This window comes from Parasphingopyxis sp., from assembly GCF_028279465.1.
Taxonomy (GTDB): Bacteria; Pseudomonadota; Alphaproteobacteria; order Sphingomonadales; family Sphingomonadaceae; genus Parasphingopyxis.
This window is the reverse complement of the sequence record NZ_JANQNS010000015.1, coordinates 185,707-208,021: the sequence shown is the minus strand read 5'-3', so window position 1 is coordinate 208,021 and position 22,315 is coordinate 185,707. Positions and strand designations below refer to the sequence as shown.

At 62.2% G+C, this 22,315-nt stretch carries 25 protein-coding genes; 19 read left to right on the top strand and 6 right to left on the bottom strand.

Annotated features, from left to right (window positions below; genetic code table 11):
- Positions 1–28 precede the first annotated feature (28 nt).
- The 8 genes from Q0974_RS10405 to Q0974_RS10370 are packed head-to-tail and all read left to right on the top strand — an operon-like array spanning position 29 to position 6,328.
- Complete coding sequence (locus Q0974_RS10405; RefSeq protein ID WP_299327280.1) at positions 29–763, top strand: class I SAM-dependent methyltransferase; 735 nt, start codon at positions 29–31, stop codon at positions 761–763.
- Positions 760–2,289 (top strand): 2-polyprenylphenol 6-hydroxylase, encoded by a 1,530-nt coding sequence (ubiB, locus tag Q0974_RS10400; protein ID WP_299327279.1) that lies wholly within the window; start codon positions 760–762, stop codon positions 2,287–2,289. Before Q0974_RS10405 ends, ubiB begins: the two co-directional genes overlap by 4 nt.
- Positions 2,286–3,104, top strand: a complete 819-nt coding sequence (locus Q0974_RS10395) for a hypothetical protein (RefSeq protein ID WP_299327278.1) — start codon at positions 2,286–2,288, stop codon at positions 3,102–3,104. The genes ubiB and Q0974_RS10395 overlap by 4 nt, the downstream gene beginning before the upstream one ends.
- Before the next feature lie 37 nt (positions 3,105–3,141).
- A complete protein-coding gene (gene coaBC / locus Q0974_RS10390; RefSeq protein WP_299328485.1) occupies positions 3,142–4,341 on the top strand; it encodes a bifunctional phosphopantothenoylcysteine decarboxylase/phosphopantothenate--cysteine ligase CoaBC in 1,200 nt (399 codons plus the stop codon).
- A complete protein-coding gene (gene dut / locus Q0974_RS10385; RefSeq protein WP_299327277.1) occupies positions 4,328–4,777 on the top strand; it encodes a dUTP diphosphatase in 450 nt (149 codons plus the stop codon). The genes coaBC and dut overlap by 14 nt, the downstream gene beginning before the upstream one ends.
- Before the next feature lie 10 nt (positions 4,778–4,787).
- Positions 4,788–5,540, top strand: a complete 753-nt coding sequence (gene moeB, locus Q0974_RS10380) for a molybdopterin-synthase adenylyltransferase MoeB (protein ID WP_299327276.1) — start codon at positions 4,788–4,790, stop codon at positions 5,538–5,540.
- Positions 5,519–5,890: a DsrE family protein gene (locus Q0974_RS10375; protein ID WP_299327275.1), complete on the top strand. Its 372-nt coding sequence runs from the start codon at positions 5,519–5,521 to the stop codon at positions 5,888–5,890. The genes moeB and Q0974_RS10375 overlap by 22 nt, the downstream gene beginning before the upstream one ends.
- Positions 5,891–5,914: 24 nt before the next feature.
- A complete protein-coding gene (locus Q0974_RS10370; protein ID WP_299327274.1) occupies positions 5,915–6,328 on the top strand; it encodes an MAPEG family protein in 414 nt (137 codons plus the stop codon).
- 23 nt (positions 6,329–6,351) lie between these two features.
- Here the strand turns inward: Q0974_RS10370 and topA are convergent, their stop codons facing one another.
- From topA to plsY, 3 genes are all read right to left on the bottom strand, one after another.
- The gene (gene topA, locus Q0974_RS10365; protein WP_299327273.1) at positions 6,352–8,895 is read right to left on the bottom strand and encodes a type I DNA topoisomerase; all 2,544 of its coding nucleotides are present in this window, start codon (positions 8,893–8,895) and stop codon (positions 6,352–6,354) included.
- Between the two features lie 70 nt (positions 8,896–8,965).
- Positions 8,966–10,060, bottom strand: a complete 1,095-nt coding sequence (dprA, locus tag Q0974_RS10360) for a DNA-processing protein DprA (RefSeq protein WP_299327272.1) — start codon at positions 10,058–10,060, stop codon at positions 8,966–8,968.
- Positions 10,053–10,628 (bottom strand): glycerol-3-phosphate 1-O-acyltransferase PlsY, encoded by a 576-nt coding sequence (gene plsY, locus Q0974_RS10355; RefSeq protein ID WP_299327270.1) that lies wholly within the window; start codon positions 10,626–10,628, stop codon positions 10,053–10,055. Before plsY ends, dprA begins: the two co-directional genes overlap by 8 nt.
- A gap of 146 nt (positions 10,629–10,774) precedes the next feature.
- Here plsY and murI point away from each other — a divergent pair, with 146 nt between their 5' ends.
- From murI to Q0974_RS10340, 3 genes are all read left to right on the top strand, one after another.
- On the top strand, positions 10,775–11,572 hold the full coding sequence (gene murI / locus Q0974_RS10350; protein WP_299327268.1) for a glutamate racemase: 798 nt from the start codon (positions 10,775–10,777) through the stop codon (positions 11,570–11,572).
- Between the two features lie 81 nt (positions 11,573–11,653).
- Complete coding sequence (hemA, locus tag Q0974_RS10345) at positions 11,654–12,868, top strand: 5-aminolevulinate synthase (protein ID WP_299327266.1); 1,215 nt, start codon at positions 11,654–11,656, stop codon at positions 12,866–12,868.
- 40 nt (positions 12,869–12,908) lie between these two features.
- Complete coding sequence (locus Q0974_RS10340) at positions 12,909–13,568, top strand: nitroreductase (RefSeq protein ID WP_299327264.1); 660 nt, start codon at positions 12,909–12,911, stop codon at positions 13,566–13,568.
- Between the two features lie 16 nt (positions 13,569–13,584).
- Here Q0974_RS10340 and Q0974_RS10335 read toward each other — a convergent pair whose 3' ends face one another.
- The gene (locus Q0974_RS10335; RefSeq protein ID WP_299327262.1) at positions 13,585–14,439 is read right to left on the bottom strand and encodes a DUF5694 domain-containing protein; all 855 of its coding nucleotides are present in this window, start codon (positions 14,437–14,439) and stop codon (positions 13,585–13,587) included.
- A 160-nt stretch (positions 14,440–14,599) separates the two neighbouring features.
- On the opposite strand from Q0974_RS10335, the gene rpiB reads away from it, so the two are divergent.
- The 4 genes from rpiB to Q0974_RS10315 are packed head-to-tail and all read left to right on the top strand — an operon-like array spanning position 14,600 to position 17,572.
- The gene (gene rpiB / locus Q0974_RS10330; protein ID WP_299327260.1) at positions 14,600–15,058 is read left to right on the top strand and encodes a ribose 5-phosphate isomerase B; all 459 of its coding nucleotides are present in this window, start codon (positions 14,600–14,602) and stop codon (positions 15,056–15,058) included.
- A gap of 10 nt (positions 15,059–15,068) precedes the next feature.
- Entirely contained in the window at positions 15,069–16,382 is a 1,314-nt protein-coding gene (gene glyA / locus Q0974_RS10325) for a serine hydroxymethyltransferase (protein ID WP_299327258.1), read from the top strand.
- A 9-nt stretch (positions 16,383–16,391) separates the two neighbouring features.
- Positions 16,392–16,850 carry a transcriptional regulator NrdR gene (gene nrdR / locus Q0974_RS10320; RefSeq protein WP_299327256.1) on the top strand — a complete coding sequence of 153 codons (459 nt, stop codon included), beginning with the start codon at positions 16,392–16,394 and terminating at the stop codon, positions 16,848–16,850.
- Positions 16,850–17,572, top strand: coding sequence for an RNA methyltransferase (locus Q0974_RS10315; RefSeq protein ID WP_299327254.1), 723 nt, complete (start codon positions 16,850–16,852; stop codon positions 17,570–17,572). Before nrdR ends, Q0974_RS10315 begins: the two co-directional genes overlap by 1 nt.
- Here the strand turns inward: Q0974_RS10315 and Q0974_RS10310 are convergent.
- Complete coding sequence (locus Q0974_RS10310; RefSeq protein WP_299327252.1) at positions 17,569–18,171, bottom strand: TetR/AcrR family transcriptional regulator; 603 nt, start codon at positions 18,169–18,171, stop codon at positions 17,569–17,571. The genes Q0974_RS10315 and Q0974_RS10310 overlap by 4 nt on opposite strands.
- Positions 18,172–18,288: 117 nt before the next feature.
- Between Q0974_RS10310 and Q0974_RS10305 the strand changes: the two genes are divergently transcribed.
- The gene (locus Q0974_RS10305; RefSeq protein WP_299327250.1) at positions 18,289–18,606 is read left to right on the top strand and encodes a YciI family protein; all 318 of its coding nucleotides are present in this window, start codon (positions 18,289–18,291) and stop codon (positions 18,604–18,606) included.
- A 29-nt stretch (positions 18,607–18,635) separates the two neighbouring features.
- Positions 18,636–19,217: a dihydrofolate reductase family protein gene (locus Q0974_RS10300; protein WP_299327248.1), complete on the top strand. Its 582-nt coding sequence runs from the start codon at positions 18,636–18,638 to the stop codon at positions 19,215–19,217.
- 18 nt (positions 19,218–19,235) lie between these two features.
- On the opposite strand, the gene Q0974_RS10295 is transcribed toward Q0974_RS10300, so the two are convergent.
- Positions 19,236–19,562 carry a chorismate mutase gene (locus Q0974_RS10295; RefSeq protein WP_299327246.1) on the bottom strand — a complete coding sequence of 109 codons (327 nt, stop codon included), beginning with the start codon at positions 19,560–19,562 and terminating at the stop codon, positions 19,236–19,238.
- A 66-nt stretch (positions 19,563–19,628) separates the two neighbouring features.
- On the opposite strand from Q0974_RS10295, the gene Q0974_RS10290 reads away from it, so the two are divergent.
- Positions 19,629–21,353: a cation:proton antiporter gene (locus tag Q0974_RS10290; RefSeq protein WP_299327244.1), complete on the top strand. Its 1,725-nt coding sequence runs from the start codon at positions 19,629–19,631 to the stop codon at positions 21,351–21,353.
- Positions 21,350–22,174, top strand: a complete 825-nt coding sequence (locus Q0974_RS10285) for a universal stress protein (protein ID WP_299327242.1) — start codon at positions 21,350–21,352, stop codon at positions 22,172–22,174. The genes Q0974_RS10290 and Q0974_RS10285 overlap by 4 nt, the downstream gene beginning before the upstream one ends.
- Positions 22,175–22,315: the final 141 nt, after the last annotated feature.

Genomic DNA, 22,315 nt, shown 5'->3' with positions numbered 1-22,315 from the left:
ATCAAGCCTTCCCATTTGGCAGGCAGGCATGAACGAAGAGAATGTTTCTTTTGGCTATGAGGACATAGCCCCGGACGAAAAGACGAAGCGCGTCGGTGGCATTTTCTCAAACGTCGCGTCACGCTACGATCTTATGAACGATGCGATGTCGGCCGGGACGCACAGGCTCTGGAAAGATCGCTTCGTCCGGCGCGTCAAACCAAGGGCTGGCGAGACGATACTCGATATGGCGGGCGGCACCGGCGATATCGCGTTTCGCCTGGCGCGATCGGGCGCGGCGATAACCGTGGCCGATATCAATGCCGAGATGCTGCAGGTCGGCATCGATCGCGCGGAAAAGCGCAGAATCGAAGGCCTGATCTGGGCTCAGGAAAATGCCGAAACACTGAGCTTCGCCGACAAAAGCTTCGATGCGTACACGATCGCGTTGGGCATTCGGAATGTTACCCATGTCCAGCAGGCGCTGAACGAAGCGCATCGTGTGCTGAAACGCGGTGGCCGTTTCTTCTGCCTCGAATTTTCGACCACAGTCTGGCCGGGATTCGCCGAAGCCTATGATCTCTACTCGCACAAGCTCATCCCAAAAATCGGCAAGGTGCTGGCCGAGGATGAGGATAGCTATCGCTATCTGATCGAATCGATTCGCCGCTTCCCAGACATGGATGCGTTCAAGGGGATGATCGAAGAGGCCGGTTTCGTGCAATGCAAGGCCGAAGCGATGCTGGGCGGACTGGTCGCCATTCACAGCGGCTACCGGATTTGACCCGAGCCCGCACCCATATCTGGCGGCTGTTAAAATGGGGCCGGATGCTCGCACGGCATGGCGCGCTGAGCGGGATCGAGCGCGATCCGATGACGCCGGTGCCGGTCAAGCGGATGATCCGGGTTGCCCGCTTCGGCGCCCGGGTGCCGAAAAAGCCGGCCTATGCCGACGCCCTTGAGGCGATCGGCCCGGCGGCAATCAAGCTTGGCCAGACCTTGGCGACTCGCCCCGATCTTGTCGGCGAAGAGGCCACCCACGATCTCCTACGATTGCAGGACCGGCTGCCTCCGGTCTCATTCGACCGGATCGAGGAGACGATCGCGCAGTCGTTCGACAAACCGCTCGACCAGCTTTTTTCGCGCATCGAGACCGACCCGGTCGGCGCGGCATCCATCGCACAGGTCCACAAGGCCGAAACGACGGACGGGCGGACGGTAGCCATCAAGGTGTTGCGGCCCGGCATCGAGAAGGTCTTCGCCCGCGATATCGAAACCTATGAATGGGCGGCCGCGCAGGTCGAAGCCATGGGCGGCGAACTTGCCCGCCTCCGCCCGCGGCTGACGATCGAAACCTTCAAGCGATGGACGGCGCGCGAACTTGATCTGCGCCGCGAAGCCGCATCTGCATCGGAACTCGCCGAAGGCATGACCGCCGAACCCGATTTCGTCATTCCGGAAATCGACTGGCAGCGGACCGGCGGGCGCGTGATGACGCTGCAATGGTTCGACGGGATCAAGATTTCGGATCGCGCCGCGCTCGACGCCGCCGGGCATGACCGCGCGGCGCTGGCGAAAACACTCGTGCGCGCGTTTCTGCGGCAGGCGATCTCGGAGGGCTTTTTCCACGCCGATTTGCATCAAGGCAATCTCTTCGTCCTGCCGGACGGCAAGATCGCCGCCATCGATTTCGGCATCATGGGCCGCATCGACCGCCGCGCCCGGCTATGGCTCGCGGAGATTCTCTATGGCCTGATCACCGGAAACTACCGGCGGGTCGCGGAAATTCATTTCGAAGCGGCCTATGTTCCACCGCACCATAATGTCGCCGAGTTCGCGACGGCGCTGCGGGCGGTCGGCGAGCCAATCCGCGGTCTGCCGGTGAAGGACATTTCGATCGGACAGATGCTCGACGGCCTGTTCGCGATCACCCGCGATTTCGACATGCCGACCCAGCCGCACCTGCTGTTGCTGCAGAAGACCATGGTGATGGTGGAAGGCGTGGCCACGAGCCTCGATCCCGATATCAATATGTGGGAAACGGCCAAGCCCTTCGTGAGCGAATGGCTACGCAGCGAACTCGGCCCGGAGGCCGCAATCGCGGATCGCATTCGCGAAGACTTCGGCACATTGGCGCGGTTACCGCAACTGGTCCGGCGGCTCGAAGCGGAATTTCCCGATCCCGGCGGCGCGCCGCCCTTGCCGCCGCTGCGCGAAATCGAGCGGGTGCGAGTCGGGGGAGGCTGGCGCTATGCTGCGGTCGCAATCGCAGCGTTCGCCGCCGGACTCGCCGGAAGCCTGTTGCTGTGAAGAGCTTGAAATGGTTCGAGCGGCGCACGGACGAGACTGCCCCGGAAATGGCCGTCTACGATCCTTCGGCACCGCTTGAGGAGAGGCTGGCAGGCTGGCGGGAGACGATGATGCTCCCGCGCAAACGGGAAATTTTCGACCGCACCGCAGCGACCATAGATCGCGATGCCTATGCAGCGCTGCAGCGCGAATATCGCGATCAGCTTAGCAATGCCGACAGCGCGTCGCACGCGAAATATCTCGATATCGCACGCTGGCTCGCCTACCATACCGAATTCGCGTTCATGCTGAATATCGACATGCGAAAGCCGTGCTCGGTCCTCAATTTGGGCGCCATCAGCGGTCAGCTGCTCGCCATAACCAACGCCTTCGGACATGACAGCATTGCGCTTGATATGAACGAGCGCGAAATCCATCGCGACATCCTCGAACTGCTCGGCATAGATTCGATCCGAAGCCCCATGCGTCTCCGGCAACCCTTGCCAGCGGAACTCGGCAAGTTCGACGTCATCGTCAGCACGACCCAATTCATCGGTTTCGACGTGGCCACGTGGCAACCGTGGACGCTGGAAGATTGGGCAGGCTTTCTGGAGTATCTGTGCGGACATCATGTTCGATATCCGGCCGAAATTTTTATCGGTCTGCGCAAATCGATAAAATTGGAAGACGGGCAAACCGACTATCTCTGGCCCCTGATCGACCTCGCTGAAAAACATGGCGCGCTGACCGTGCGGGAGCGCGCTTACATCCTGTTCCGCCTCGACGCCCCGCTTCGGTTCGACGAGATCGACCATGAGCGATGGCCGGCCCCATGACTCGACATCGGCCACTTCAATGCGCACATCGTCCGGCATGAACGGAAAACGGGTCCTGCTCGTCATCGGCGGCGGTATCGCGGCGTACAAGTCGTGCGAACTGATCCGCCTGATCCGCAAGGCCGGTGGCGCCGTAACCTGCGTGCTGACAGATGGCGGCGCACAATTCGTAACGCCGATGAGCCTCGCCGCCCTCTCCGAAGAGCAGGTCTATACGAGCCTATGGGATCTCAAGAATGAGACCGAAATGGGCCATATCCAGCTTTCGCGCGAAGCGGACCTGATCGTTGTGTGCCCGGCCACGGCGGATCTGATGGCCAAGATGACCGCGGGCATTGCCGACGATCTCGCGACAACCCTTCTGCTCGCAACCGACACGCAGGTGATGGCCGTGCCCGCGATGAATGTGCGCATGTGGGAGCACGCAGCGACCCAACGCAATGTCGCGCAACTGCGCGAGGACGGCGTGATCATCCTGCATCCCGATAAGGGCCCGATGGCCTGCGGCGAACATGGCGAAGGCCGTCTGCCCGAACCCGAAGCGGTAATTGCCGAGATAGAGCATGTACTGGACGGAGATGGCGCGACCCAATCGACACCGCTCGCCGGCAAACGCGCGATCGTCACAGCCGGTCCGACCCATGAGCCCATCGACCCGGTCCGCTATATCGCCAACCGGTCCTCGGGCCAGCAAGGCTATGCGATCGCCGAAGCGCTTGCGCGGCTCGGGGCGGATGTCACGCTTGTGTCCGGGCCGGTTTCGCTGGAAACGCCGCGCGGCGTGACGCGGGTCGACGTGCAGACCGCCGTCGAGATGCAGACCGCAGTCGATGCGGCCCTCCCCGCCGATGTCGCGATACTCGTGGCGGCGGTTGCCGACTGGCGCGCCGAGGCATCTGACCGCAAGATCAAGAAAGGCGAAAGCGGCGGCCCGCCCGAGCTCGAACTGATCGAAAACCCGGATATCCTTGCCGGTCTCGGCCGCAGCGAAAAACGCCCTGCCCTGCTGATCGGGTTTGCCGCCGAAACGGACAAGGTGGTGGGCTATGCCAAGGCCAAGCTCGACCGCAAAGGGTGCGACTGGATCGTCGCGAACGATGTATCGGGAGACGTGATGGGCGGCGCGGAGAACAGCGTGCATGTCATCACCGCCGATGGCGTCGAAAGCTGGACCCAGATGCCCAAACGCGACGTGGCCCGAAAACTTGCCGAGAGAATCGCCGATGCCCTTTCCTGAGATCGATATCCGGATCAAGCGCCTGCCCCATGCCGAAGGCCTGCCCATGCCGGCCTATGCGAGCGCCGGTGCGGCCGGCATGGATGTCGTGACGGCCGAGGATTTCACGCTGCAGCCCGGCGAGCGGATGGCGGTTCCGAGCGGTTTCGCGATTGCCATTCCCGATGGCTATGAGGTGCAGGTCCGGCCACGGTCCGGCCTCGCGCTCAAACATGGAGTCACCTGTCTCAACACGCCGGGCACGATCGACAGCGATTATCGCGGCGAGGTGAAGATCATCCTCGCCAATCTTGGCAGAGAGCCCTTCTCGGCGCTGCGCGGCGAGCGGATCGCACAATTGGTGCCTGCACCGGTCGAGCGCGCAGCTCTGACCGAAGTCGACGAGCTCGACGATACCGAGCGAGGCGCTGGCGGGTTCGGCTCCACGGGCCGCTAATGGCGCGGCGATGACGCTCACCGACGCACAGCTCGAACGCTATGCCCGGCATATCGTTCTCAAGGAAATCGGCGGGGACGGTCAGAAGAAGCTGCGCAGCGCGACGGTCGCCATCGTCGGCGCTGGCGGCATCGGATCGCCCCTGATCCAGTATCTCGCTGCGGCCGGAGTCGGAACGCTGCGTATCGCGGATGACGATATGATCGCGCTGTCCAACCTTCAGCGCCAGACGCTCTATGCAACTGACACGGTCGGTATGCCGAAGGTGGCGGAGGCGGCGAAGGCCGTTGCGCGGCTCAATCCGGACTGCGCGGTCGAGATGATCGCACAGCGGATCGATACCAGCACGGTCGACGCCTTTCTCGATGGTGCCGACATCGTCGTCGACGGCTCGGACAATTTCGAGACGCGGTTGCTGGTTGCCGATGCCGCTCTGGAACGCCGCATACCGCTCGTTTCCGCCGCCATCGGCCAGTTCGAGGGGCAGCTCGGCGTCTTCCGCGGCTGGGAAGCGGACAAGCCCTGCTATCGCTGCTTCGTCGGATCGGACCCGGATCGGCCGGACGCGAGTTGCGCTGATCAGGGCGTGCTCGGCGCGCTGGCCGGTATCATGGGCAGCATTGCGGCGATGGAGACGATCCGGCAGACTGTCCCGTTTGGCGAGGACAGCGCTGGCAAGCTTCTGCTGTTCGACGCGCTGGCCTTGCGTGTGCGCACCCTGACCCTGCCGAAAGACCCGGGATGTCCGTCATGCGGGGTCTGACGATCATCCTCACCGGCAGTGATCCCGAGCGTTTCCATTCCGCGCTATCGATAGCCGCCGCGCATGCGGCGACAGGTGCGGAGACGCGCATATTCTTAGAAGGCCGCGCCGTGACCCTTCTTGCAGACGTTTCCCCTGCACCGGGCGATGCCGATCAGCATGCGAGCGGACTGCCGACACTGGCCGAAATCCGGCGGGAATCTACTCACCTCGGGGTCCGGCTGATCGCTTGTCAGGGCGGGATGGCGCTGGCAGGATTGACCATCGATCAGCTTGGGCCAGGCGTCGAAGCTGGCGGACTGGTGAGCCTGATGACGAGCCTGGGAGAGGATCGCCTCGTCACACTATAGGCGCAGATTTGGGGGAGATATGCGATGACTTTACCCGTAACCGCCGCGCTTGCGGCAGCGATGGCCGCCCTGCTCCTGCTGCTCGCCGTCGATACGGTCCGCAACCGCTTTCGTACGCAACAGGCCTTCGGAATGGGCGAGGACGAGAAGCTGACGCGTGCGAGCCGCGCCCATGGCAATCTCGCCGAACATGCGCCGATCGTCATCATCATGGTCGCGCTGCTGGAGATGAGCCGGGCCAATCATATGGGCCTCATGGTAGTGGCCGGTGTCTTTGTCGTCGCGCGCGTTCTGCATGCGCTGGGGCTCTACATGGACCCACCCGACAAGGGCGGCCCACCCTGGCCCCGCGCCGTGGGTGTGATCCTGACATGGCTGGTTATCGCGGCGCTCGGCGCGTGGACGGCGCTGATGCTGCTGGGCAATCTCGGGAACTAGAGCCAGGCTCCTAGATACCGCGGCTAGGCCTTCTTCTTCGCTGATGCCTTCTTCTTGGCGGGCGCTTTCTTCTTTTTCGCCGTCGTCTTGCGCTTGCGCTTTTTCGCCGGTCCCTTGGCCGCGCGCTCGTCGATCAGTTGCGCCGCCTCTTCGAGCGTCAGTTCGTCCTTGTCGACGGTCTTGGGGATCGTCGCGTTGGTCGTGCCGTCGGTGACGTACGGGCCATAGCGACCGTCCATCAGCTTGATCTCTTCCTCGGTCCGCGGATGCTTACCGAGAACTTTGAGTGGCTCGCGTGCACCACGCCCGCGTCCGCCCTTATTCTTGGCTTCGGCGATCTTCACAACGGCTGCATTCATGCCGATTTCAAAGACTTCGGCTGTCGTCTCCAGCTTCGCATATTTGCCGTCATGGCGCAGATAGGGACCGTACCGGCCGATCGCCGCTTCGATCTCCTTGCCGGTTTCCGGATGCTCGCCGACGATGCGGGGCAGCGATAGCAGCTTGACCGCCATCTCTAAGTCCACATCGGCGCGGGCGACGTCCTTGGGGATAGACGCACGCTTGGGCTTCTCGCCCTCGCCCTGACCCATTTCCACATAGGGACCGAACCGGCCGGTCTTGAACTCGATATCCTCGCCCGTCTCGGGATCCTGTCCGAGAACCTCGTCCTCGCCATGATCCTGCTGATCGCCGCCGCGCTGGCCGAACTGCCGCGTATATTTGCAAGCCGGATAGTTGGAGCAGGAGATAAAGGCGCCGTAGCGACCGCCGCGCAACGACAGCCGCCCATCCTTGCAACGCGGGCACAAGCGCGGGTCGGACCCATCTTCTTTCTCGGGGAATAGCAGCGGTTCGAGAAACTTGTCGAGCTCCGCCGTAATGTCCGACGGCTTCTGTTCCATGACCTCGTCGGTCTTGGGCTTGAAGTCCTGCCAGAAGGCCTGGAGGATTTCCTGCCACTGCGCGCGACCACCCGAGATATCGTCGAGCTCCTCCTCGAGACCCGCGGTAAAGTCGTAGCTCACATAGCGTTCGAAGAAGCGCTGCAGGAAGGAGGTGACAAGCCGCCCGCTCTCTTCGGGGAAGAAGCGGTTCTTCTCGACGCGTACATATTCGCGATCCTTGAGCGTCTTGAGGATTGAGGCATAGGTGGACGGTCGGCCAATACCGAGTTCCTCCATCTTCTTGACCAGACTGGCTTCGGAATAGCGCGGCGGCGGCTGGGTGAAATGCTGTTCGGCCTCCACGCCCTTTTTCGCGGGCGCATCGCCCTTGGCCATAACGGGCAGGAGTTTCGAATCCTCATCGCCATCATCGTCGCGGCCTTCGGTATAGAGCGCCATGAAGCCCGGAAATTTGACGACCTGGCCGGTGGCGCGCAGCGCTGTCTGGCCCGTGCCCTCCTCCATCTCGACCGTCGTACGCTCGAGCCGCGCGGATGCCATCTGGCTCGCCAACGCGCGCTTGTAGATCAGATCGTAAAGTCGGGCATGATCAGCGCTGCCAACCTTGGCGCGCGAAAACTCGGTCGGGCGGATCGCTTCATGCGCTTCCTGCGCATTCTTCGCCTTGCTCTTGTAGACGCGCGGCTTGTCCGGGACGTAGCTCGCATCGTAGCGGTTCGCGATCGCCCCGCGCGCCGCCGAAATCGCCGAGCCGTCCATCTGGACGCCATCCGTCCGCATATAGGTGATCGCACCATCCTCGTAGAGCTGCTGCGCGATCCGCATCGTATGACTGGCGGAAAAACCGAGCTTGCGCGCAGCTTCCTGCTGCATCGTCGAGGTCGTGAAGGGCGGCGGTGGATTGCGGGTCAGCGGGCGCGTTTCGATGGAAACGATCTTGAATAGGCCGTTCTCGACATCGGCCTTGGCCGCCATTGCATCGCCTTCGGCGCCGATCGTCAGCCGCTCGACCTTCTCGCCCTTCCAGCGCACGAGCCGCGCGGTGAACTCGGTTCCGTCCTGCTCCATCTTCGCCGCGACCGACCAATATTCCTGTGGGACGAACGCTTCGATTTCGCGCTCGCGTTCGACGACGAGCTTGAGAGCGACCGACTGGACCCGACCGGCCGAGCGCGCACCAGGCAGCTTGCGCCACAGCACCGGGGATAGCGTGAAACCGACCAGATAATCGAGCGCCCGCCGGGCCCGATAGGCGTCAACGAGATCGTCATCGAGCCCGCGCGGATGGGCAATCGCTTCGAGCACCGCATCCTTCGTGATGGCATTGAACGCCACCCGCTCGACCTTCTCGGGCAGGGCTTTGCGCTTCTGCAGCAGTTCCTGGACATGCCAGCTGATAGCCTCGCCCTCGCGGTCGGGGTCGGTCGCGAGGATCAGCTCCTCGGCGTCCTTCGCCGCATCGGTGATCGCTTTCAGCTGCTTGGTCTTATCGCCATAGGCCTGCCACTTCATCGCAAACCCGTCATCCGGGTCGACCGACCCATCTTTGGGCGGCAGATCGCGCACATGGCCGTAGGAGGCGAGAACGCGGTAATCGCTTCCCAGATATTTTTCGATGGTCTTCGCCTTGGCCGGCGACTCAACGACTACAAGTTTCATAAGGCGGCCAATTCTCTCCAGTCAGGCGGGCTCTCATACGCGTACGAGGATGGGATGCAAATCCGCGCCGTCAAGATGGCAATGCGACACTGACCTTTCCGCCCGCATGGCGTTCGAGACGCCCGGCCAGTTCGAGCTCTAGCAAAACCGTTTGTACGACGGCTGGCGCGACACCCGATTGGCGGATCAATTCATCGACCGGCACGGAGACGGGGCCGAGCAGCTCCGTGACGCGCTCGCGCTCCTGCGATTCGACAACGGGCGACACGGGCTCGGAATCGAAATCGCCATCCGGCTCTGCAACCGTCAGTCCGTCAAACGGCCGTAGCGCGCTCACCACATCGTCGGCATTCTGGATCAAAGTCGCTCCATCGCGGATCAGCTGGTTGCACCCTTGCGCCCTTGGATCGAGCGGCGAACCGGGTACGGCCATGACTTCGCGGCCGAACTCATTGGCCTGCCGCGCGGTGATCAGCGACCCCGATTTCGGTGCGGCCTCGACGACAATCGTGCCCATGCCGAGCCCGGCAATAATCCGGTTGCGATAGGGAAAATGCCGCGCCTTGGGTTCGCTGCCGGGCGGTTGTTCCGCGATCAATACGCCGCGCTCCGCGATATCGAGCTGCAGCGCTTCATTCTCCGGCGGGTAGAAGACATCTATGCCGCCCGCGATAACGGCGATGGTGCCGCTGTCGAGCGCGCCATTGTGCGCTGCCGTATCGATGCCGCGCGCAAGACCCGAGACGACGACATAGCCCTCCTCGCCCAGCTTGAAGGACAGTTCGCGCGCAAACCGCCGGGCGGCGGCGGAAGCATTACGCGCGCCGACCATGGCGATCAGCGGTTTAGCGAGCAGGCTGAGATCGCCGCGTACGATCAATACAGGCGGCGCCGTCTGGAGCTGCGCCAGCGGTGGCGGATAGGGCCGTTCATTGACGAAGATATATTCGGCCCCGAGCCGCTCTACCTCGGCCATCTCGACCTCAATCGCCTCCCGGTCGGCGAGGCGTGGCGCACGTCCGCCGCCACGCCGCGCGAGATCGGGAATGGCGTCCAGCGCCGCTTCTGCAGAACCAAAGCGTTCGAGCAAGCGCGCATAGGTGACCGGGCCGATATTTTGCGAGCGGGCCAGCCGCACCCGGGCGGCGTGGCGCGGATCAGCCATTAGTGGGCCCACCGATCTTCGGTTCCTCGCCGCGCATCAGCCGGCCGATATTGGCACGATGCTGGACGATGACGATGGCGGCGATCGCGATCAGGGGCGCGACCGTGTGTGGATAGCCCATGGCCCAACCGACCGCGGGAGCGGCGACAACGGTCACCAAGGAAGCCACCGAGGAAATCCGGCTTAGGAACACCGTCGCGGCCCAAATGGCCGCGCAGGCCAGCATCACCGGCCAGGCGAGCGCCAGCAGTACGCCGGCCGCAGTCGCAAAGCCCTTCCCGCCTTTGAACCTGAGCCACGGTGTAAAGCAGTGTCCGGCTACCGCCCCTACGGCGGCAATACCCGCCGTACCGGGCCAGAGATGTTCCGCGACCAGCACCGGGACTGCGCCCTTGGCGGCATCGAGCAGCACGGTCGCGGCCGCCAGTCCCTTGTTCCCCGTGCGCAGGACGTTCGTCGCGCCGATGCTGCCCGAGCCGATATTGCGCACATCGCCAAGGCCCGCAAAACGGGTCAGCAGCAGCCCGAACGGCACCGAGCCGAAGAGAAAGCCGAAACCGAGCGCCATCGCTGAGGCAAGCCAGAGCGGATTATCAAAAATGACGGTGCTCCTTTCGCTACGCGACGGTCATAGCGCCCCGGCGCGCGGCTGCAATCGCCTCCATGCTCTCGCCGCGTTGCAGCCACGCGCGCTTCGCCATATGGCAGGCGATCATGCGCGCAGACCAGCCCATTCTCCTGCTCGACACCGGTGTCGGCGGCCTCTCGATCCTCGGACCCGTGCGGAAACGATTGCCGAACGCGCCGATCGTCTATGTGCTGGACCAGGCCGGATTTCCCTATGGCCAGAAACCCGAGATGGAGCTCGCCGCGCGCGTACCGGCGCTTCTCGGGCGATTAGCCGAGCATGTCGATGCGCGGCTGGCCGTAATCGCCTGCAACACGGCGTCCGTGATCACGCTTGAGCCCGTGCGCGCCGCGCTCGCCATCCCAATCGTCGGCACAGTCCCAGCTATCAAACCGGCCGCGGAGATCTCCAAGTCGCGTGTCATTGGCGTGCTCGGCACGAAGTCGACCGTCCGTCAGCCCTATGTCGACAATCTGTCGCGCGAATTCGCCAGCGACTGTACGATCATCCGCCATGGCACGCATGATCTCGTGGCGCTGGCGGAACGCAAGATGCGCGGCAAGCCAACCGATCCGCAGGACTATGTGGCCATACTCGAAGGATTGTTCAGCCAGCCTAGCGGGGATCGGATCGATACGATCGTGCTCGCATGTACTCATTTCCCGCTCGTCGAGAAGGAGCTGCTCGCGGCCGCGCCGCATCCGGTTACATTCGTGCACGGCGGCGACGGCATAGAGCGGCGCGTCGAGCATCTGACCGAAGGCCAACCCTGGCCGGACAGCCCCTCGCCGGGCCGCGCGATCTTCATTTCAGATGGAAGCGATCCGGAAGCCCTGCGGCCCGGCCTCGCGCCCTATGGTCTTGAAATATTGGAAACGCTCTAGGCTTATTGCGAGTCGTTCTCGCTGGAAATGGCCGATTTCAGCCCCTACATGACCTGCAATCCGAAACCCGGGGGAAGATTCTTGGACTATCAGCGCGTGTTTTCGAAGGCCATTGAGCGGCTCCACGAAGAGGGCCGCTACCGGGTTTTCATCGATATTTTACGCAACAAGGGCGCCTTTCCCAATGCTCGCTGCTTTGCCGGGCATAACGGGCCCAAGCCGATTACCGTCTGGTGCTCGAATGACTATCTCTCGATGGGTCAGCACCCGAAAGTGATCGAAGCGATGGAAGAGGCGCTGCACGATGTCGGTGCGGGCTCGGGCGGCACGCGCAATATCGGCGGCAATACGCATTACCATATCGATCTCGAACATGAGCTGGCGGACCTCCATGGCAAGGAAGGCGCGCTGCTGTTCACCTCGGGCTATATCTCTAACGAAGCGACGCTGACGACGCTCGGCAAATTGCTGCCTGGTTGCGTGGTATTCTCCGACGAACTCAACCACGCTTCGATGATCGCGGGCATCCGCAATGCGGGCTGCGAAAAACATATCTGGCGGCACAACGATCTCGAACATCTCGAAGAATTGCTGGCCGCCGAAGACCCTGACGCGCCGAAACTCATCGCCTTCGAGAGCGTCTATTCCATGGATGGCGATGTCGCGCCGATCGCCGAGATTTGTGATCTGGCCGACAAATATAACGCCCTCACCTATTGCGACGAAGTCCATGCTGTCGGCATGTACGGCGCACGCGGTGGCGGGATTACCGAGCGCGACGAAGTCGCCGATCGGGTAACGATTATCGAAGGCACGCTCGCCAAGGCGATCGGCGTGATGGGCGGCTATATCGCAGCGGACAAGATGATCATCGACGTCATCCGCAGCTATGCGCCGGGCTTCATCTTCACGACCAGCCTCTCGCCGGTTCTCGTGGCGGGCGCGCTGGCGAGCATCCGGCATCTGAAACAATCGAGCGAGGAGCGCGACGGTCAGCAGGCAGCCGCGGCACGCTTGAAGACTATGCTCCTCGACGCGGGACTGCCGGTCATGGATTCGACGACCCATATCGTCCCGCTAATGGTCGGCGATCCGGTAAAGGCCAAGCGGATCAGCGATATCCTGCTCGCCGAATATGGCGTCTATGTGCAGCCGATCAATTACCCGACCGTCCCGCGCGGCACCGAACGACTACGCTTCACCCCCGGCCCGACGCACGATGAAGCGATGATGCGCGAATTGACCGACGCGCTCGTCGAAATCTGGGATCGGATGGAACTGAAGCTGGCGGCCTGACGGCACATTGAGCAAACAGACATCCACCTATGACGAGGTAGTGCGGGGACGCCGCTCGATCCGCGGCTATCTCGACAAGCCGGTCCCGCAGGAGCTGATCGAGGAGATACTCGGCCTCGCGATGCGCTCGCCGACGTCGATGAACACCCAGCCCTGGCATTTCCATGTCATTACCGGCGAACCGCTCGACCGGATCCGCAAGGGTAACACCGAAAACATTCTGGCCGGTGTCCCGGATAGCCGTGAGTTTCGCCGCGGAGAGCCCTTTGCCGGCGTCCACCGGGAACGCCAGATCGAGGTCGCCAAGCAACTGTTCGGCGCGATGGGTATCGCGCGCGACGACAAGGAAGGCCGGCAGGATTGGGTGTTGCGCGGCTTCCGCCAGTTCGACGCGCCGGTCTGCGTGATCGTCACTTACGACCGCGAGCTGGCGAGCAGCGACGACACCGCCTTCGATTGCGGCGCGGTGACTACGGCGCTGGTCAACGCCGCCTGGTCGCGCGGGCTGGGCTGCGTGATCAATTCGCAGGGCATCATGCAATCACCAGTGGTACGCGAACATGCGAATATCCCCGACGATCAGGTCATCATGAAGGCCGTCGCGATGGGCTGGCCGGACCCGGACTTTCCAGCCAACGCCGTCTATTCGAACCGCAAGCCGCTCGACGAAACGGTGCGTTTCGTCGGTTTCGAAAACTGAATTCCGGCTTTAGCGGCTATTCGGCTCCTTCCGCTCCGACGGCCGCTTCCAGATAGGGCATTGCTTCGACCAGTTCGAAACCGTCCGTTTCCTCGACGAAATGGCGCAGCCAATAAGCATGCCCGCTGCCGACGAGCAAGAAAACGCGGTCGCCGGGCTGCGCGATCATTTGCAGCTTCGCAAACATCTTGGCGTTGCGCATATACCAATAGGCGTTGAGTTCGGCGCCGGGCTGATCGTCGCCATCGCCGAACTGCAGCAGTCCGTAATAGAGCGCGCGGTGCATCGGCAGAATCTGCGCGGGATCGTTGTGGGTCATGAGAAGCTGCGCGAGCGACTGCGTGGCCTGCGCCTCCTCCTGCCTTGCATTTACCGCCTGCACCATCGCGAACAGTTGCCGGAGTTCGCCCTGCATATCGTTCGCCTCGGCAAAACTATTGACGCGGCCCATCGGGAAATAGTCAGGCTCACCCTCACCCGGCTGCTCGTCAAAGCCGTACACCGATTCATGACCCAGACGCCCAGCCAGCCGATAGCCGATCTGCACGCGCTCATTACGAGTCTCGGCCAACATCGCCGGCCCGAATTCGGCATAGGAGGGGTCGATAAAGCCGGGTGCATCCGATTCGCGCTCGACGAGGACGCGATGCGGCGCCCACTCGGCAAGCGATGCGACGAGCGCCTCAAGTTCGGCTTGGCGACGCGGAACCAACACATCGTCGGCTTCCATATTCACAACGTCGAGACCCGGATTGGCGAAATGATAGGTGCCGAAAATCATCACTTCGACTGGTGCTGGGTCGTCCTCGGCGTAGACAACGGTCGCCGGCAGGGCGAGGACCATTAGGAACAGGCCACGAAGAAAGCGCATTGGACGTCTCCCTGTTTGTCTTTGTGTATTAATACACCAATACACAATTAGCAGACCTGATCAAGGGACAGAGATAGTATGTGGAAAAAACCACAATGGGTGGTGGCGAAAGCGGCCCGGCGGGACTAAATGGGCACATGCACCGCCCATGGAGGGTTTCATGCCGCACAGCATTGCCATCGCGTCCGATCATGCCGCCATCGAACTGAAAGCGGCCCTCGCCGAATGGCTGGACGCGCACGGCCATGATGTGACTGATCTCGGGCCACACAATCACCAGTCCGTGGATTATCCCGATTACGGCTATGCGCTGGCCGAGGCGATTGCGGCAGGCGATGCGGAGTTCGGCGTCGCGCTGTGCGGATCGGGAATCGGCATTTCGATGGCGGTCAACCGCAATCCCGCCTGCCGCTGCGCGCTGGTATCGGACAATCTCGCTGCCCGACTGTCGCGCGAACATAACGACGCGAATGTGATTGCGATGGGCGCGCGGCTGATCGGCGTCGAAACCGCCAAGGACTGTCTCGACGCCTTCCTCTCCACCGATTTCGGCGGCGACCGCCATCAGCGCCGCGTCGATAAGCTTTCCAATCCGGCTCCCGTCCGGGAACCCGCCTGAAGGAATTCGAATGAGCACCAACCCCGCCAATCTCAACGACGTCCAGCCCGACGGCTTTTTCTCGGACCGGGTCAGCGCAACCGACCCGGACGTCTCCGATGCACTGAAAGCCGAACTGACGCGGCAGCAAAAGCAGATTGAGTTAATCGCGTCGGAGAATATCGTCTCCAAGGCGGTGCTCGAGGCGCAGGGATCAGTGCTCACGAACAAATATGCCGAAGGCTATCCGGGCCGCCGCTATTATCAGGGCTGCGCCCCGTCCGATTCCGTTGAAACGCTGGCCATCGAGCGCGCGAAACAGCTTTTCGGCTGCGGCTTCGCGAACGTTCAGCCGCATTCGGGCGCGCAAGCCAATGGCGCAGTCATGCTGGCGCTGACCACGCCCGGCGATACAATCCTCGGCATGTCGCTCGATGCGGGCGGCCATCTGACGCATGGCGCGAAACCGGCCCAGTCGGGCAAATGGTTCAACGCGATCCAGTACGGTGTGAAGGAAGACACGCATCTGATTGATTACGATCAGGTCGAAGCGCTGGCCAAGGAGCATCAGCCCAAGCTCATCATCGCCGGCGGATCGGCCTATCCGCGGATCATCGACTTCGCCCGTTTCCGCGAGATCGCCGATATGGTCGGCGCCTATCTGCTCGTCGACATGGCGCATTTTGCCGGGCTCGTGGCGGCGGGCGTCCATCCGACGCCCTTCGGCCATGCCCATGTCGTCACGACAACCACGCACAAGACGCTGCGCGGACCGCGCGGCGGCATGGTGCTGACCGATGACGAAGCCATTGCGAAGAAGATCAACTCGGCTGTCTTCCCGGGTCTCCAGGGCGGACCGCTGATGCATGTAATAGCGGCCAAGGCAGTCGCATTCGGCGAAGCGCTGCGCCCAGAGTTCAAAAGCTATGCAGCGGCGGTGGTCGAGAACGCCAAAGTGCTCGCCAGCCGGCTGAAGGAGCGCGGTGCCGATCTCGTCGCGGGCGGCACGGATACTCATGTCGCGCTTATCGATTTGCGGCCACTTGGCGTGACAGGACGCGATGCCGACGAGGCGCTCGAACGCGCTGGTATCACCTGCAACAAGAACGGCATCCCGTTCGACCCCCTGCCCCCAGCGAAAACCAGCGGCATCCGCGTCGGTTCACCGGCCGGGACGACCCGCGGCTTCGGTCCGGCCGAATTCCGCGAGATCGGCGATATGGTGGCCGATGTGCTGGAAGGTCTGCGCGAAAAGGGCGAGGATGGCGACCCGGCGATCGAAACCGAAGTCCGTGAGCGGGTCGAAGCGCTGTGTGCGCGCTTTCCGATCTATCCCGAGCTGTAAAGGCCACCGATGCGCTGCCCGTTCTGCGCCCATGACGGCAGTCAGGTAAAGGACAGCCGCCCGACCGAAGACGGCACGACCATCCGGCGGCGGCGGCAATGCGAAAGCTGCGGCGCGCGTTTCACGACGTTCGAGCGTATCCAACTGCGCGAGCTGACGGTTATCAAAAGCAAGGATCGGCGCGAGCCGTTCGATCGCGACAAAATCCATCTGTCCGTGTCCCTCGCCTGTCGTAAGCGCGGCGTCGAACCCGAGCAGATCGACCAGCTGGTCTCGGGTATCCAGCGCCAGCTGGAAACCAGCGGCGAGACGGAAATCCAATCGAAACGGATCGGCGAGATGGTCATGGAAGGCCTGCAACAGCTCGATAGCGTCGCCTATATCCGCTTCGCCAGCGTCTATAAGGATTTCCGCGAAGCGAAGGATTTCGAAGAGTTTGCGGGAACGGTAAAGGATCTGTTCGAATAGTGAGCGAAGCGCAGGCCCCGCCGCCCAAGATCGTCCTCGTCCGTCCGCAGCTTGGCGAGAATATCGGCAAAGCGGCGCGCGCGATGCTCAATTTCGGGCTGACCGAGATGCGGATCGTCGCACCGCGCGACGGCTGGCCGAACGAAAGCGCCCTGCCCGCGGCATCCGGCGCCGACAGCGTGATCGAGAATGCGCAACTGTTCGATACGGTCGCCGACGCGGTTGCCGATTGCAGCCATGTCTATGCAACGACTGTTCGCAAGCGCGGACTCGATAAGCCGGTGGTGACGCCGGTCGACGCCGCGACCGCCATCCATGCCCTACCCGCACCGTCGGCGATCCTGTTCGGCCCCGAGCGTTCAGGCCTCGACGCCGAAGATGTCGCGCTCGCCAACACGATCGTCACGGTGCCGATCAATCCGGACTTCGGCTCGCTCAACCTTGCCCAAGCCGTCATCCTGCTCGCCTATGAATGGTCGAAAGGCGCGGATCTTGCCGTACCTACGGAGAAGGAGCGCCTGCCCCCTGCCCCGCACGCCGAACTTGAAGCACTGATCGCACATCTGGAAACAGCGCTTGAACCAACCGGCTATTTCTTTCCGCCAGACCGTACACCGACCACCAAACGCAATCTTAGAACCATCCTCACCAAGCCGGAATGGACGTCTCCAGATGTGCAGGCGCTGCGGGGGGTTATCGCGGCATTGGAGAAGAAGCGCTAGGCAAGTTCTGAGGCACTGCGTGCCATTGCAACCGCCGTCCTGTGCGCGGCTGCCCGTATTTCCTCTGCAAGCTCAGAGTCAGGCAAGGTTCGCGCAAGCACCATGCCTCCAACGCACAATGCCGCGAGCGACAGGGCAGTTTCACGCATTGAATCCGAACCTTTCGACAGGCCGTTTTCAAACAAGCCAACCATGGAAGTTAGCAACAACTGATACGCCTCGCGCACTTGTGGATTCGTGCGAGCAATATCGGACGGCAGTGCGATCATGGGGCATTGACCATCGAGATCGCCAAGATGATCCGGCGACAGGTATCCAGAAATCATCCGCTCTGCCATGTCCGGGCCAGGCTTGGCGGGGTCCACTCCGGCATCGCCGCGCCATTGTGCTCCGCGTCCCATTAGAAAGCTCGACACGGCAGCCGCATATAGCGCCTCCTTGCTATCGAAATGGTTGTAGAAACCGCCGCGGGTGAGCCCAGCGTCACGCATTATCATATCGATCGTAACATCATCGAACCCGTGACGATTGAACAGAATCCGCGCAGCTTCGACGATTTTCGCGCGCGTTTCGCGTTTATGAGCGGCACTATAAGGCATGTTTGTCAACCCTTCAGGAGCTCCATAGCATCGGCCAAAATATGTTCTTTAACATATTAAAATATCCGGCATAGCTCGGCCACCGTCCTTTCAATCGACGGCTATAGGGAGAACATCATGCCGAAATTCGTACTCGCTTATCATACGGGCCCAAGCTTCAATCCGCCTGCGGACGGCCCCAAACATATGGAGGATTGGAAGGCCTGGATGGCAGGGCTTGGCGAAGCTGCCGTAGACCCCGGTCTCGCCGTTGGCCCCTCCAAGACGGTCGGTACTGACGGCGTAACCGATGGCGGCGGCACCAATCCGCTGGCCGGTTACACGGTAATACAAGCGGACACTATCGACGCGGCAATCGAGATCGCCGCCACCTGCCCGCATATCGCGCTTGGCGGCACAATCGAAGTCGCGCCTGATATGGAATTGCCGATGTAGAACAGCGATCTACGCAAAAGGAGATTACCGTGCGCGAGCTCGCCATACTCACTTTCCTGACCCTTGACGGCGTAATGCAAGCACCAGCCAACCCGGACGAGGACGACTCAGGCGGCTTCGCGCAAGGGGGATGGGCCAGAGATTACTGGGACGAAGTCATGAAGCAGGTCTCAGAAGAGGCGATGAACGAACCCTATGACCTTCTGCTCGGACGCAAGACATATGACCTGTTCGCGCCACATTGGTCGACTGCGCCCGCCGAAGAGCGTCCAGCCATCATGCTGAATATGGCCACCAAATATGTCGTAACTTCGAATCCGGATGGCCTTGACTGGCAGAATTCACACGCGATCACGGGCGATGTTCCCGACGCAATTGCCGATCTCAAGGCCCAGAGCGGCCCACTGCTTCAAGTTCACGGCAGTTGGTGCCTGATCCAAACACTGCTTGCGCATGACTTGATCGATGAGTTCCGGCTTTGGATTTTCCCGGTTGTTCTAGGTAAGGGCAAACGGCTGTTCGAGAACGGCGTCACGCTTCGAAACCTGACGCTCGCGAAGAGCGCTGCAACGCCCGACGGCGTGACAATGTGTATCTATCGCCGGCACTAGGTCTTCGCCGATTTTGCGTTAATCGCGAATCTCGTCGTAACGGATGAATTCATAGGCGATCGAATTTTCGACGAGCATCTCCCACAGCGCCGCGGCGAGAGGCACGGACACGCCGAGTTCGGCAGCATGGGCTTTTACATTGGCGATCACATCCGCCTTGCGACCCTCGTCACGCACCGTGTTGCGCGTCGGCTTGATGCGTGCCGCAGCGTCCATATAGCCGAACCGCCGCGCGATCAGCGTCACGATCGCGCGATCGATGGCGTCGACGCCGTCGCGCACCTCTGCCATAGTCGTTGTGTCGTTTGGGTCGACGGTTTCTTCGACACTTTTGATCTCGGTCATGTCGAGCGTCTCTAAACGGCCTAGCTTGAAAGTCGAGAGCGAGAGCAGCGAGACAAGGACTCCATAGTGCATCCCGAAATCCCGTACCTCCGGGAAATCATCATCTTCCTCGTTGCGGCCGGGCTCGTCGTGCCGCTGGTGCGCCGTGCTGGCATCAGTCCGGTGCTCGGATTTCTGTTCGTTGGCCTCATCATAGGACCGTACGGAATCGGTCGGCTGGTCGGCGATACACCGGTTCTCGAATATATGGTGATCGCCGATATCGAGGGCGTCAGCCGGGTCGCCGAACTCGGTGTAATCTTCCTGCTTTTCACCATCGGGCTCGAACTGTCGGTCGCACAATTATGGGGTATGCGGCGGCTCGTCTTTGGCCTCGGCGCCGCTCAGGTCACGGTGAGCGCCATCGCGATCGGCGTTATCGCCTATCTGTTCGGCAACTCGCTCGTTGCCGCGACCATCTTCGGATTGTGCCTTGCCCTCTCCTCGACGGCGCTCGTGATGCAATTGCTGACCGAAACCCGGCGGCTCAGCGCACCCGCCGGCCGGTCCAGCTTCGGTATCTTGCTGCTCCAGGATCTGGCCGTCGTGCCGATCCTTTTCTTCGTCGGCGTCGCGGGAGCATCGGTGGAGGGATCGCTGGCGCTGGCGGCGGTCTGGGCGATTGGCGAAGCTTTACTCGTCATCGGTGCTATCTTCCTGATCGGCCGGGTCATCGTGCGGCCCTTCCTGCAGTTCGTCGGCGGCACAGGCAGCCGCGAGGTGTTTATGGCCGCCGTTGTGCTGCTGGTTCTCGCCACGGCGGCGCTGACTGCCGAGGCCGGCCTTTCCATGGCGCTCGGGGCGTTCCTCGCCGGCTTGTTATTCGCCGGTACCGAATACCGGCATCAGATTGCGAGCGATATAGAACCGTTCAAGGGCCTGCTGCTCGGCCTGTTTTTCATCTCCGTCGGCATGAGCCTCGATATCCTCGCGGTCTGGGCGAGTATCGGCTGGGTATTGCTGTCGGTACTCGGCCTGCTGATACTGAAGGGCACGATCATCTACACGCTGGCGCGGATCTGGCGGCTGCCCAAGGATGTGGCCGCGGAAACGGCCATATTGATGAGCCAGGGCGGCGAATTCGCCTTCGTCGTCATCGCAGCCGCTCTGTCCTATGCGCTGCTCGATCCGGAAGTCGCCCAGTTCATTCTGCTCGTCGTCATCGTCACCATGTTCCTGACCCCGCTGCTCGCGATCGCCGGGCGGCGCGCCGGCAAAGCGATCCGGGCACGCGACGCTGACCTGTCTGCCGACGACGAACCGATGAAGGACGGCAATCCGGTTATCATCGGCGGTTTCGGCCGCGTCGGGAAGATGCTGGCGCAACTCCTCGACGAACAGCGGGTGCCCTATGTCGCGATTGACAGCGATCCGGAGCTGGTCGCGCGCGAACGCGCGGACGGCGCAAGTGTCTATTTCGGCGATGCGAGCCAGCCCGACCTGCTAAGGCATCTCGGGATCGAGCGCGCATCGGCCTTCGCCACGACGATGGACGAGCCAGGGTCCGCCGCTCATGTTATCCAGGCGGTGCACGCGGAATGGCCGCACGTGCCGATTATGGCACGGGCGCGCGACGCCAGCCATGCGCACGAGTTGCAGAAACAGGGTGCTGCGAGCGCCGTTCCGGAAACCGTCGAGGCCAGTCTGGAACTGTGCGAACAGGTGCTGACGGGCATCGGATTCCCGGACGATGCAGCGCGCACCATTGTCGATGAACAGCGCGGATTGATGATTATTGGAAAAGGAGAATGACCAACATGGCGACCATCGGCCCGAAGCGGATCATGCTACCGGTTCATGATGATCATGGGCTGGAATCGCGCCTTACTGCAGCGACCGCCTTGGCACGATCATTCAACGGCGCTTTGGTCTGCGTGTACGCGCATACGGCGCCAAGCGCAGGACAGGCGATCAGCGCCAGCGGCATGGCCCGCCTTGCCGAAGACGAACAGCGCGAAGCGCGCCAGATCCGTCAGATCATTGAGGCCCGTATGGCGGACTACGATGTGGAATGGGAGTGGCACGAACATCGCGGCAATGTGGTGGACGCGCTTGTCGAGGAAGCGCCGTTGGCCGATATCGTCGTCATCAGTCCGATGCGGGAAAGCAGCGGCGGCGCGATGGTCGAGCCGATTGCGGAGACGCTGCTGTTGCGATGCCCTACTCCCATCCTGATCGTGCCGACAGACATTGAAACCTTTGATTGCAGCGGCACCGCGATGATCGCCTGGAACGGCAGCGCGCAATCCGCCCTCGCCATGCGCGCCGCGCTCCCCGTACTGCGCGCGGCAGCGGATGTTCACGTCGTGACGATTGACAAGGATATCCGGCGCTTCCCCGCCGCGCGGGCCGTCGAATATCTGGCCGATCATGGCGTTGCAAAGATAGACCATATCGACGCCGAAAAAGCCGAAGATGTCTCCGCGACGCTCGCCGGACAAGCCCGCGATCTGGCGGCCGACTATATCGTGATGGGCGGCTATAGCCGTTCGCGACTGAACGAGCTGATTTTCGGCGGCGTCACGCGTCATATGCTGCGGCGTCCGCCGGTGCCGCTTTTCATTGTGCATTGAAGCGGCGCGGCGGGTTCATACCGCCCGAAATCCCTTGACTTTGGGCCTTACAGACGCCACATGCGCGCCTTCGCAATTGGCCCCGCACCCCGGTGAAGTGGTGGCCGCGTTATGCATCAGGCATGGCGGTGCGTTCCGGGA

Bases quoted from the DNA above. Each gene is read 5' to 3' on its own strand.
- glyA (WP_299327258.1), top strand. From the start codon at position 15,069: ATGAGCACCAACCCCGCCAATCTCAACGACGTCCAGCCCGACGGCTTT.
- Q0974_RS10295 (WP_299327246.1), bottom strand. From the start codon at position 19,562: ATGACCGAGATCAAAAGTGTCGAAGAAACCGTCGACCCAAACGACACA.
- moeB (WP_299327276.1), top strand. From the start codon at position 4,788: ATGACGCTCACCGACGCACAGCTCGAACGCTATGCCCGGCATATCGTT.
- plsY (WP_299327270.1), bottom strand. From the start codon at position 10,628: ATGGCGCTCGGTTTCGGCTTTCTCTTCGGCTCGGTGCCGTTCGGGCTG.
- Q0974_RS10305 (WP_299327250.1), top strand. From the start codon at position 18,289: ATGCCGAAATTCGTACTCGCTTATCATACGGGCCCAAGCTTCAATCCG.
- Q0974_RS10405 (WP_299327280.1), top strand. From the start codon at position 29: ATGAACGAAGAGAATGTTTCTTTTGGCTATGAGGACATAGCCCCGGAC.
- Q0974_RS10370 (WP_299327274.1), top strand. From the start codon at position 5,915: ATGACTTTACCCGTAACCGCCGCGCTTGCGGCAGCGATGGCCGCCCTG.
- Q0974_RS10335 (WP_299327262.1), bottom strand. From the start codon at position 14,439: ATGCGCTTTCTTCGTGGCCTGTTCCTAATGGTCCTCGCCCTGCCGGCG.
- topA (WP_299327273.1), bottom strand. From the start codon at position 8,895: ATGAAACTTGTAGTCGTTGAGTCGCCGGCCAAGGCGAAGACCATCGAA.
- dprA (WP_299327272.1), bottom strand. From the start codon at position 10,060: ATGGCTGATCCGCGCCACGCCGCCCGGGTGCGGCTGGCCCGCTCGCAA.
- Q0974_RS10285 (WP_299327242.1), top strand. From the start codon at position 21,350: ATGACCAACATGGCGACCATCGGCCCGAAGCGGATCATGCTACCGGTT.
- Q0974_RS10375 (WP_299327275.1), top strand. From the start codon at position 5,519: ATGTCCGTCATGCGGGGTCTGACGATCATCCTCACCGGCAGTGATCCC.
- coaBC (WP_299328485.1), top strand. From the start codon at position 3,142: ATGAACGGAAAACGGGTCCTGCTCGTCATCGGCGGCGGTATCGCGGCG.
- murI (WP_299327268.1), top strand. From the start codon at position 10,775: ATGCGCGCAGACCAGCCCATTCTCCTGCTCGACACCGGTGTCGGCGGC.
- Q0974_RS10310 (WP_299327252.1), bottom strand. From the start codon at position 18,171: ATGCCTTATAGTGCCGCTCATAAACGCGAAACGCGCGCGAAAATCGTC.
- nrdR (WP_299327256.1), top strand. From the start codon at position 16,392: ATGCGCTGCCCGTTCTGCGCCCATGACGGCAGTCAGGTAAAGGACAGC.
- dut (WP_299327277.1), top strand. From the start codon at position 4,328: ATGCCCTTTCCTGAGATCGATATCCGGATCAAGCGCCTGCCCCATGCC.
- rpiB (WP_299327260.1), top strand. From the start codon at position 14,600: ATGCCGCACAGCATTGCCATCGCGTCCGATCATGCCGCCATCGAACTG.